Genomic DNA, 11567 nt, shown 5'->3' with positions numbered 1-11567 from the left:
AACAAGCTAACGTGGATTTGGCCCAGGCAGGGAACCAAAGATCACTATCGTCACCCTTCCCGCATCGACAGAGTCGGCGTATCTACCTGTACATCACCGCATTGGGCACGATGACGCAACAGGTGATCCATCAGGGTGATCGCCACCATGGCCTCAACGATGGGGACCGCCCGGATCCCGACACAAGGGTCGTGCCGGCCCCGGGTAACCATCTCCACAGGCTCCCCACGGACATTGATACTCTGTCCGGGGACCATGATGGAAGAGGTGGGCTTAAAAGCGACCTCCGCCTGCAGGGGCTGACCGGAGGAGATCCCGCCCAACACGCCGCCGGCGTGGTTACTGGCGAAACCATCGGGGTAGAGTTCATCCCGGTGTTCCGAACCTTTTTGGGTCACCACATCGAAACCATCACCGATGGAGACCGCTTTGGCGGCATTAATCCCCATCAGAGAGTGAGCTAAATCGGCATCGAGTCGGTCAAATACCGGCTCTCCGAGGCCAACGGGCAAGCCGGTGGCCACCACCCGCACCTTGGCCCCAACCGAATCCCCCGCCTTTTTCAGGGCACGCATGTATTCATCCAGCGCCTCCAGCTGCGAGGCGTCGGGAAAGAAGAAAGGATTTTGCTCCACCTGCTTCCAATCGTACTGGCTCGCTACTACGGGGCCTAACTGGCTGACACAGGCACGGATCTCGACACCGCATACCTGGGCAAGGTATTTCTTGGCGATCGCCCCCGCGGCAACCCGCATAGCGGTCTCCCGGGCGGAGCTGCGACCGCCACCACGATAGTCGCGATGGCCGTACTTGTGGTGGTAGGTGTAGTCCGCATGGCCTGGCCGAAACAGCTCGGCGATGTCGGAGTAATCCTTGCTACGCTGATCCTGGTTTTCGATCAGCAGGCCGATGCTGGTGCCCGTGGTTTTACCTTCGAACACCCCGGAGAGGATCTTGACCTGGTCCGCTTCTCGTCGTGCAGTGGTGTAGCGTGAGCTGCCGGGCCGACGGCGATCTAGGTCTCCCTGGAGGTCGGCCTCCGTCAGCGCAAGGCCCGGAGGCACACCGTCGACGATAGCACCAAGGGCGATGCCGTGGCTCTCTCCGAAGGTGGTGACAGTAAACAGGGTGCCAATACGATTGCCGGCCATGGCCAGACTCCTTTGCCTTTGGGTTAAGTGTCGATATCCCGGTTAGCGGTAAGCAGCGAGCTCAGCGTCCGCTTCCAGCAGCTGTTCACGGGTAAGCATAAAGACGCCATGACCGCCCCGCTCGAACTCCAACCAGGTAAAGGGCAGTGTCGGGAACTGCTCATTCAGCGCCACCATAGAGTTACCCACCTCGACAAACAGCAAACCACCCTCATTGAGGTGCTCCGCCGCTTGGGCCAGTATCTGCCGGGTCAACTCCAGGCCATCGGGCCCGGAAGCCAGTCCCAGTTCCGGTTCGTGATGGAACTCCTCGGGCAGATCCGCCATATCTTCCGCGTCAACGTAGGGCGGGTTAGAGACAATGAGGTCGTATTTCTGACCCTTGAGCACGGCAAAGCCGTCGGACTCGATGGGATAGACCCGGTCCAGCAAGCCGTGGGACTCGATATTGATCTGGGCCACCTGAAGCGCTTCCGGGCTGATGTCCACCGCATCCACCTGGGCCTCGTCAAACTGGTGCGCACAGGCGATGGCGATGCAACCGGAGCCGGTGCAAAGATCCAGCACCTGATGCACCTCCTTGTCGCCCAGCCAGGGCTGGAAGCCCTGCTCAATGAGCTCGGCAAACGGGCTGCGCGGAACCAGTACCCGCTCGTCGACAAAAAACTCGTAGCCGGCAAACCAAGCGCTGTTGATCAGGTAGGGCACAGGCACACGCTCACGGACACGACGGATCGCCAACTCAATGATGCGCTGCTTTTCGCTGCTGGTCAGGCGCGCAGAACGCACCTCATTGCCCAACTCAGTCGGCAGATGCAGGGTATGCATCACCAGCGAAATCGCCTCATCCCAGGGATTATCGGTGCCATGGCCGTAGTAGATCCCGGCGGCATTAAAGCGGCTGACACACCAGCGCAACATGTCTTCGATGGTGTGAAGCTCGCTGACGGCTTCATCGATAAAGATCTTTTCCACGTCCTGCCCTTTTTGGCTAGAAATTCAAAGTCGGACCATTGTAGCGGGAGAAAGCGTGCCTTTCCTATCCTGGCTGGCGTAAAATAGCGGGCTATGAAAGAGTCCAGCCCATTCGATGACGATGATTTCGCCCTGTTCCGGCAAAGTGTCGCGGGGGTCAAGCCGCTGCATCAGGACAGCGTCAACCACAAGCCCTCTGTTCCCACACCGGATAAGACCCGCGCCAAACAGACGCGCAGACTCGCGGATCACTACTTTTCAGACAGCTACCAACCGGCTTTGCCCACAGAGGGGCCGATGCGCTTTGTCCGTGACCCCGAGCAGAGCTTTGAGCTGAAGCGGTTACGGCGAGGGGATCACACGCCGGAGCTGCTGCTGGATCTTCATGGGATGACGCAACAGGAAGCACGCCACGAGTTGATCGCCCTGATCGACGCCTGTAAACGGCAGCAGATCCCTTGCGCCAGCGTGATGCACGGTCTCGGCAGCGGCGTACTGAAAGCCCGGGTCCCCGCCTGGCTGGCCCAGCACCCCGATGTGCTCGCATTTCATCAGGCGCCGCTGGAGTGGGGAGGCAACTCGGCCCTGTTGATTTTGATCTCCGTCGGTGAGCATCACCGCCGCTAGTACGGCCAAACGCGCCGTCTCCAACCTGGTGACGTTGAGCCCTGAAAAAGCGGCTGTCGCGGTTGTATCCGGTGTCAGTTCCGACCCCTCTTCAGCTCAAGCCACCAGATCATGAGGCGCGAGGTGGGAAAGCAGCTGACTGGGAGAGGCAAGGGTTTGATCGTATTGCACATGGGCCACCGCAGCGGTGGCGAACATCATGGGGATCTGACCGGGCACCAGCTGCGATATCAGGTAACCCACCAGCGGCATGTGAGAAACCACCAGCACATTCTTGGCCCCCGCCAACTCCGCCGTCGCAATGATCACATCCGCCGCAAGCGAAGGGTCTGTTTCCGGTACCAACTCTGGCACTACCTGGGCAGAGATGGTTTCCGGCAGTTGCGCCCGCATCGCCTCCCAGGTTTGCCAGGTCCGCACGTAGGGACTCACCAGCACCAGATCCAGTTCCTGCCACTGAGGCAGGTAATGATGGACCAGGGCAAGGCTTTGCTGCCGCCCAAGCTCCGTTAAAGGGCGTTCAGGATCCGAAGGGGCATCAAAACCCGCCTCACCGTGACGCATAATGTATATGTTCATTCTCTATGGTCTTATTACCACTTTGTCATACTCATCTTAGCCCGACCCGGGCACCTTTATCACCCCCTCTGGCAGCAAAGGGTGGCACCGGATCTGGCCGCAGATGATTGCACAGCTTGGAATCTACGCGCACACTAACTTTCATTCGTTGCAGAGCAAAGGACGATCCGGGACGGATCGCACCAGAGATGACCGAGACCCTGACACTCAGCCCCAATGATCCGCGGCAATACCGGTACGAGAAACTGGACAATGCCCTGCGGGTACTCTGGGTTCAAGATCCTGCGGCCAGTAAATCCGCCGCAGCACTATCGGTTCGAGTCGGCCACTTTGACGACCCTGAAGACCGGGAAGGGATGGCGCACTTCCTTGAGCACATGCTGTTTCTCGGTACGGAGCGTTACCCCAATGCCGGCGAATACCAGCAGTTCATCAGCCAAAATGGCGGCAGTCACAACGCGTGGACCGGACCGGAATTCACCAGCTACTACTTTGACATCAAGGGCAACGCCTTCGACGAAGCACTGGATCGCTTCAGCCAGTTTTTCACCGCACCGCTTTTTGACAACGATCTGGTAGAGAAAGAGCGCCAATCGGTCGATTCCGAGTTCAAGATGAAGCTTCGGGACGATATGCGACGCTTCTACCAGGTACACAAAGAGACTGTGAACCCGGCCCATCCCTTCAGCAAGTTCTCCGTCGGGAACCAGCAGACCCTCGCAGACCTCCCCGATCGCCCGGTTCGCGAAGCGTTGCTGGCCTTTTACCGACAACACTACTCAGCCAACTTGATGACCCTGGTGCTTGTAAGCCCCGAGTCATGGGACGACTACCGGGAGGCGGTCACCGAACGCTTCGGGGCCATCCCCAACCTTGAGCTGAGTAAAACCTTGCCTGATGTGTCGCTCTACATCAGTGCTCAACAGGGGATCCAGATCGAGATCCAGCCACTGAAAAAAAGTCGCCAGCTCACCCTCTCCTTTGCTTTAGGTGCAATCGACCAGTGGTATCGCCACAAGCCGCTGACCTACCTCTCCTACATGCTCGGTTACGAAGGCCCGGGCAGCCTGCTGTCGGTGCTCAAATCGGAAGGTCTGGTCAGTCAGCTTTCCGCCGGGGGAGGCGTCAATGGTTACAACTTCAAGGATTACAACATCAGCTATCAGCTGACTGAGTCCGGGCTGGCGAACCAGGACAGGATCCTGGCGCTGACCTTCCAGTACATCGATAAGATTCGACAGGAGGGAATCGATGACTGGCGCTACCGTGAACGACAAACCTTGCTGCAAAGGGCGTTTCGTTATCAGGAACCGGTCAAACCCCTGGATCTCGCCAGCCACCTCACCATCAACATGCACCATTACGACATCGAGGACATTGTGTTCGGTGACTACCGCATGGATGGACTGGATCGCGATGCAGTCAGCTCGATCCTGGATAAAATGAATGGTGACAACTGCAGGCTCACCCTAGTGGCGCCGGAATGCCGGGGCGAGCGCAAAGCCAAATGGTATGACACGCCCTACCGAATCTCTCCCATCGAGCCGGAGCGCCGGGCGCGATGGCAAGCGGAACCGCTTAACATGGCGTTGGCCCTGCCCGAGGCAAATGAGTATATCGGCGACCTGCTGGATCCAAGATCCGAGCCCTCGCCCCACCCTCACCCGGTGCCGATCTATCGGAACAAGAGCTTTACCCTGTGGCACAAAAAGGACGACGAGTTTCAGGTGCCCAAAGCACACCTTTTCGTGTCTCTGGACAGTGAACCCTGCCATGACTCACCTCGACGAGCCGCCCTCACACGGCTCTACATCGCCCTTTTGCTGGACAGCCTCAGTGAACTGACCTACCAGGCGGAGGTCGCCGGACTCAGCTACAACATCTACCCGCACCAGGGAGGACTCACACTCCACCTTAGTGGCTTCACCGGCGGCCAGGAAAAGCTGCTCGAGCTGCTGCTTCGCCATGCCCGAAAGCGGCAATTCAGCGAGAGTCTGTTTAACGAGACCCGGGCTCAACTCCAGCGCAACTGGAATGGGATCCGCATCGGTCGCCCCGTGGCTCGCCTCTTTAACGCGCTCACCTGTACTCTGCAGCAACGCAGTTTCGACCCACTGCTGATGGCAGAAGAGCTCCAAACCGCCACGCTACCGGAGCTCCTAGAACATATCGAAACCATTTATCAGGAGGTTCACGCCGAAGGGATGGTGTATGGCGATTGGCTGGAAGAGGAGGCTCGTGGCTTGGGCCAGCGGCTGACACACACCTTAAGGGAGGTGGGCGAGCCTGGAAAAGAGGTCAAGAGGCAGTTGGTCAGTATTGAGGGTAAGGGAACAGTGCTGCGAGAGATCGAGAGTGACCATCAAGACAGCGCCATATTGGTATACCATCAGTCACGCGCCAACTCCCAGGAGAAAGTGGCCCTGTTTAGTCTGCTCAACCACACGATTTCCAGTGATTTTTTTCATGAATTACGAACCAAGCAGCAACTGGGCTACATGGTCGGCACGAGCTACGTACCGATGAACCGGTGTCCGGGCATCATCTTTTACATACAGAGTCCCGTTGCTGGTCCACTGCAGCTTCTCGAAGCGATCGACCAGTTCATTGCTGACTTCGGCTATGCGCTAATGCAGATCTCGAGCCGCGACTGGGAGAGCACAAAAAGGGCCCTCACTCACCAGCTCCTAGAACCGGACAACAATCTCAAGGCAAGGGCTCAGCGCAGTTGGATCAGCATTGGCAACAAGGATACCGAGTTTGATCTGAGGGAAAAGATCGCCCAGCAGATCATGAAACTTGATCGTGCCGACCTGATCCGATTCATGATGGAGAGAATGCGCTGCAGCAATCCGGATCGTCTGGTGCTTTATTCCGCTGGCCAGTCACATACCGAGCATGAACCCTTGGTGGGAGAACGCCGAATCCTCGACATCGACCGGTTTAAAGACCAGAGCAATTTGATTGATTTCTGATGAGGAATTCCCCCCTATCCCGGGCTCAAAATCGTAGATAACCGCAAAGGCAAATGTTACCTTCTCGACAACACCAGGTTAAGGAAGATTGGTAATCTCGATGAGAAGATGGATCGCACTGCTTTGGCTCAGCTTGTTACCCTGGACTCTGCTCGCAGAGGAGGACACCGGGGTCAAGCTAAAGCAGATCCACAAGTTCCAGCAGTATGGCCTCAAGGAAAACCTGTCCGAAGGCACAGTGACCAGCATCGCACAGGATAAGCTTGGCTTTATCTGGGTGGGGACCATCAATGGATTGAATCGCTTCGATGGCTATGAGTTTGAACAATTTAAGAGTGACAATGCAGCGAAACACGGCATTACTGAAAATCTGATTGTCGATCTTATTACTTATAATGACGTACTGTGGTTAATAACAAATCGAAACGTCTATAAACACGATACTGAAAATAATAATTTCGTGAAAATGCTGTCCCAGCCTCACCTAGTTTGGGGTGGGGGAATCGTCGGAGGGAAGTTGAACTTCTTCTCTGATAAAGGAACTTACATCTATCAAAGCGAAACCCTGATTCTCTCGGAACGAAGCTCTTATACTGATACAATTGGATATAAACTTCATGACGTTTCAAATGGAAAGCATTATATAAGGTCTTCGTTTAACGGCGATGCCATTATCAACTATGGCATGTTTAATATTGATAACTTGGAAAACATCGGAATTATCAACAAGACATTAACAGTTGAGGGAGGAACTGTACTTGGAACCACGAAAGGATTGTTTGCCATCAAGGATGGAATCAGCAAGCAACCTTTCAGGGTTGGGACAATAAAAGATATTGTCGACATGGAGAGAACTGAAGATTATATTTATATAGCATCTTCAGATGGGATATATAAGGTCAGTGTCAACAATATCGATAATGAGTCAGAAATAAGCTCTCTCACCAGTGAGCCAAGCAACTCCGTTTTCATTGATGAAAATGAGAACCTTTGGTTTGGCACCATTGGCTCAGGAGTAATGACAAAGTCATTGGAAACCGGAGAAATTGTTACATATAACCTTTCCACCGAGCTGAATTCTTCCAATCAGGTTTGGTCATTATCAAAATTAGAAGAAAAGATTGTCATAGGGACAAGTTCACCGGAACTTTTTATTGCCAACAAAAATTTCAGTATAGAAGAAAAGATAACAACCAGAATAACAGGGCCAAAGTCTATAACCAATGCATTAGGAGATATTGTTGTTGGTGGTTCTGGTGGTGTTTACTTATTAGAAAGAGAAAAAAACAAATCTTGGACTGAAAAAAAGATTTTAGAGCATACAGCAACCAGCTTCACAAAAAATAAAGATTCCATATTTATAGGGACTTTTAGTAACGGCCTTTATGTTTTTGAAAAATATGAATCCATCAAGCAATTTGAACTGATTCCTAAATTGAGCTCTCCGATCTTTCACAGTTTAAAAAATGATGGGAAACTTTTCGTTGGCGCTCAATCTGGACTTCATATTTATAGAAGAAACAAAGAAAGTAATAATGAAGTTTCATGGTATTTGGAAAAAAAACTATTCGACGAAACGATTGTTTCTTCCATTGCTATAACGAAAAATGGACTGTTGGTCGGGACGGTCTCTAGTGGGCTCTATTTAATAGACGAGAATTCAGATTATAAAAGGCTGGAACTGTTAAAGAATACTTCAATCTATGGGATATCAAGAACAGAAAATAATATATATGTAACTTCATCAAATAAGATTTACTTATTGGACAATGAAACGCTAGAGCTAATCAAGGTATACAGCGTCATCGATGGAGGGCAACCAGAATATACTGGAATGGCTTCAACAATTGATGGAAACACATTATATTTTGGCGGTTCTTTAGGGGTGTCTCTTATTAATGAGCCGGACACAAAGAGAAGTGAATATATAAGTCCCCCTGTGATAACATCTGTCAAGGTTTTTAATGAATCGCTGCCTTTTTTTAATCCTTACAAGGCAAATGATAGCGAAGCTGTTATTACTTTAAAGCATAGCGACTACCCTTTTTCATTCTCATTCAGCAGTCTCCTGAATGCATCGCATATGACAACACTATACGAATACCGGTTGTCAGGTTTTAACGAGACTTGGATACCTACCAACAGCAACCATCGCTTAGCGACTTATACGAACATTCCATCTGGAAAATACATCTTTCAGGTTCGAACGCGTTCACCTCATGGTAACTATCATAGTTCTCCGATTAGTATCTCAATAGAAATCTTGCCGCCCTGGTGGTTTTCAGAGAAGGCCAAAGCAGTATATTTTTCCATTTTATTATTGATCGCATTTGTTTTATATAAAGAGTCACAGAGAAGAAAGTTTATTCAGCATAAAATTGCTCAAAGTGAAGAACGACTCAAGCTTTCACTATGGGGTAGCGGCGATGAAATGTGGGACTGGGATATAAAAGCTGGAAAAATATATCGTTCCAATATGTGGGAGTCTTTAGATTTTGCAAGCTCCAGAAGCCAAAGTGGTGGAAAAAATATACATCCACATGATAAAGATCGAGTCGGCAGTCTCTTAAAAGCACACTTCGATGGAAAATCAGACCATTTCGAAGCAACTTATCGAGTCCGAGGAAAGAACCGTGACTGGGTATGGATTCTTGACCGAGCAAAAATCGTTGAATGGGACCAGGATGACAAGCCTATCCGAATGACAGGAACCATAAAAGACATTAACAAAATAAAAGAAACAGAGGAGCGACTGTCTCTCTTTGCCAGGGCTCTGACAAATATTTCTGAAGGGATGTTAATCCTCGGCTCAACTCGGGAAATAATAGAAGTAAACAAGGCGTTCTTGACCATCACTGGGTTTGATAAAGAATATCTCATCAACAGCGAGATGGAGCTTAATGAATACCCAAAGAGTCATCTGAATGACATATTTTCCATCGTTAACACTCATGGAAGGTGGAAAGGCGAGCTTGATTTTAGGAAAAAAAATGGCAGCCTTATTCAGATCGAACTTACCATCGATCGGCTAAACGACCTGCAAGGGCATGAGTGCTTCTATGTCGGTGTTATCACAGATATTACACATCGCAAATTGGCGGAAGCGGAACTCCGCCGACTTACCAACACCGACACGCTGACCGGCCTTCCAAACCGCAGCTATCTTCAAGTGAGTATCGACAAGCTACTGCGATTAAAAACACCGTTCAGCTTGACCCTCTTTGACTTAGACAATTTTAAGCGCATTAACGATTCACTGGGTCACGAAATTGGCGACAATCTCCTCTGCCACATCGCTAATCGATTGCAAGGCCGTGTACCTCAAGAGGCGACTCTACACCGCTTAGGGGGAGATGAGTTCGCCATTATTTATGAAGGGAAGGCGGCTGTATCAACCAGTTCCTTCGTAGCACAAACAGTATTGGATGTTTTCAAGCAGCCATTTACACTTGCAAAGCAAGAAATATTGCTTAACTGCAGTATTGGGGTCGCGACTTATCCAGAAGATGATGATCAGAGACAAAGCCTGATAAGAAAAGCTGACCTGGCAATGTATCACGCGAAGAGCCAGGGAGGACACCGTTATCAATATTACAACGAAGCACTTAACTTGGCGGCACTCTCACGGCTGGAAATGGAAGGGCTTATTCGACAAGCTTTAAAGGAAGATTGGTTCGAAGTCTACTATCAGGCGAAGGTTGCCAACGGCTCTCACCATATTATCGGTGCAGAGGCATTAGTACGATTAAACCACCCTGAGCGCGGACTTATCAGCCCCATGGAGTTCATTCCTTTGGCCGAGGAAAGCCAGCTCATCATCGAGATCGGTGAGGTCGTCATGCGTAAGGCGTGCTTTGCGGCCCAGAATTGGCGCCAAAAAGATCTGTTCAAGGGACACATCGCCGTAAACCTCTCTTCCAAGCAGTTTGCTCTGACCGACCTTGTCGACAGGGTACAGCGAGTGCTCTCCGTCACTCAGTTACCCGGAAATAGCCTGGAGTTGGAGATCACAGAGGGCAGCGTGATCAGGCAACCGGAAAAGGCCGTCGAAGCGATGATGAGCCTCAAACAGCTTGGGATCCGGATAGCGCTGGACGACTTTGGAACAGGTTACTCTTCACTCTCCTATTTAAAAAGTTTCCCAATAGACACGCTCAAGATTGACAAGTCATTTATCGACGACCTAGTTAACTCCCATTCCGACAGGATGATGGTCTCTTCCCTTATTACCATCGCTAAAAACCTGGACTTGAATGTCGTTGCCGAGGGTGTCGAGTGTTTGGAGCAGGCAGAAGCACTCGACAAACTTGGCTGTGAAACGATGCAAGGCTTCTTCTTTAGCAAGCCCGTCAGCGAGAAAACGTTCGAACAGGTGCTTATCGAAGCTAAAACGCATGAAGAGGAAAAGGTTAAAAAACGGAGTCGTCAAGAAACCGTCTAAAATGTGGCACGATCGTTGCTTTTGTGTGATCAGGTTATTTCAGAACACATCAGGGACCGATCATGAAAACTGTACTTAAAGCTGCTTCCATTGCCGTTATCGTCGCCATTTCCGGCTTTACAAGCGCTGCCTTTGCTTGGCCACATAACAAAGACCAAACAGTCCAACAACAAGCTGAGGCTCGTACCAAGGTCTATCAAGATGAACGTCAAACCGCCGGGTTCCCCTGGATCCGCCACAGCGAAGTTCAGACCGCAGGCTTCCCCTGGATCCGCCACGACGAAGTTCAGACCGCAGGGTTCCCCTGGATCCGCCACAGCGAAGTTCAGACCGCAGGCTTCCCCTGGATCCGCCACAGCGAAGTTCAGACCGCAGGCTTCCCCTGGATCCGCCACGACGAAGTTCAGACCACAGGCTTCCCCTGGATCCGCCACGACGAAGTTCAGACCGCAGGCTTCCCCTGGATCCGCCACGACGAAGTTCAGACCGCAGGCTTCCCCTGGATCCGCCACGACGAAGTTCAGACCGCAGGCTTCCCCTGGATCCGCCACGACGAAGTTCAGACCGCAGGCTTCCCCTGGATCCGCCACGACGAATTGCAGACTGCAGGCTTCCCCTGGATCCGCCACGACGAAGCTCAGACCGCAGGCTTCCCCTGGATCCGCCACGACGAAGTGCAGACCGCAGGCTTCCCCTGGATCCGCCACGACGAAATTCAGACCGCAGGCTTCCCCTGGATCCGCCACAGCGAAGTGCAGACCGCAGGCTTCCCCTGGATCCGCCACGACGAAGTTCAGACCGCAGGCTTCCCCTGGATCC

Annotated in this window: 7 protein-coding genes; 4 read left to right on the top strand and 3 right to left on the bottom strand. The window is 52.0% G+C overall.

The annotated features are described in order from the left end of the window. Positions 1-50 precede the first annotated feature (50 nt). Together aroC and prmB are read right to left on the bottom strand one after the other, a co-directional pair. A complete protein-coding gene (gene aroC, locus ABD997_RS08550; protein ID WP_345316594.1) occupies positions 51-1151 on the bottom strand; it encodes a chorismate synthase in 1101 nt (366 codons plus the stop codon). A gap of 42 nt (positions 1152-1193) precedes the next feature. Continuing rightward, complete coding sequence (prmB, locus tag ABD997_RS08545) at positions 1194-2126, bottom strand: 50S ribosomal protein L3 N(5)-glutamine methyltransferase (protein WP_345316593.1); 933 nt, start codon at positions 2124-2126, stop codon at positions 1194-1196. Between the two features lie 93 nt (positions 2127-2219). Between prmB and smrB the strand changes: the two genes are divergently transcribed. Then, positions 2220-2753 (top strand): endonuclease SmrB, encoded by a 534-nt coding sequence (smrB, locus tag ABD997_RS08540; protein ID WP_345316592.1) that lies wholly within the window; start codon positions 2220-2222, stop codon positions 2751-2753. Positions 2754-2849: 96 nt separating this feature from the next. Here the strand turns inward: smrB and sixA are convergent, their stop codons facing one another. Then, positions 2850-3332, bottom strand: a complete 483-nt coding sequence (gene sixA / locus ABD997_RS08535; protein WP_345316591.1) for a phosphohistidine phosphatase SixA — start codon at positions 3330-3332, stop codon at positions 2850-2852. Between the two features lie 188 nt (positions 3333-3520). Here sixA and ABD997_RS08530 point away from each other — a divergent pair, with 188 nt between their 5' ends. The 3 genes from ABD997_RS08530 to ABD997_RS08520 form a co-directional block, all read left to right on the top strand. Further along, the gene (locus ABD997_RS08530) at positions 3521-6307 is read left to right on the top strand and encodes an insulinase family protein (protein ID WP_345316590.1); all 2787 of its coding nucleotides are present in this window, start codon (positions 3521-3523) and stop codon (positions 6305-6307) included. A gap of 100 nt (positions 6308-6407) precedes the next feature. After that, positions 6408-10748 carry an EAL domain-containing protein gene (locus tag ABD997_RS08525; protein WP_345316589.1) on the top strand — a complete coding sequence of 1447 codons (4341 nt, stop codon included), beginning with the start codon at positions 6408-6410 and terminating at the stop codon, positions 10746-10748. Positions 10749-10810: 62 nt separating this feature from the next. Further along, a partial coding sequence (locus ABD997_RS08520) for a hypothetical protein (protein WP_345316588.1) occupies positions 10811-11567 on the top strand: 757 nt, incomplete at its 3' end.

Origin of the sequence: Ferrimonas gelatinilytica, from assembly GCF_039544205.1 — a bacterium.
In the GTDB taxonomy this organism is placed as follows: domain Bacteria; phylum Pseudomonadota; class Gammaproteobacteria; order Enterobacterales; family Shewanellaceae; genus Ferrimonas; species Ferrimonas gelatinilytica.
This window is presented reverse-complemented; position numbering and strand designations above follow the sequence as displayed.

Bases quoted from the DNA above. Each gene is read 5' to 3' on its own strand.
- aroC (WP_345316594.1), bottom strand. From the start codon at position 1,151: ATGGCCGGCAATCGTATTGGCACCCTGTTTACTGTCACCACCTTCGGA.
- smrB (WP_345316592.1), top strand. From the start codon at position 2,220: ATGAAAGAGTCCAGCCCATTCGATGACGATGATTTCGCCCTGTTCCGG.
- sixA (WP_345316591.1), bottom strand. From the start codon at position 3,332: ATGAACATATACATTATGCGTCACGGTGAGGCGGGTTTTGATGCCCCT.
- ABD997_RS08530 (WP_345316590.1), top strand. From the start codon at position 3,521: ATGACCGAGACCCTGACACTCAGCCCCAATGATCCGCGGCAATACCGG.
- ABD997_RS08525 (WP_345316589.1), top strand. From the start codon at position 6,408: ATGAGAAGATGGATCGCACTGCTTTGGCTCAGCTTGTTACCCTGGACT.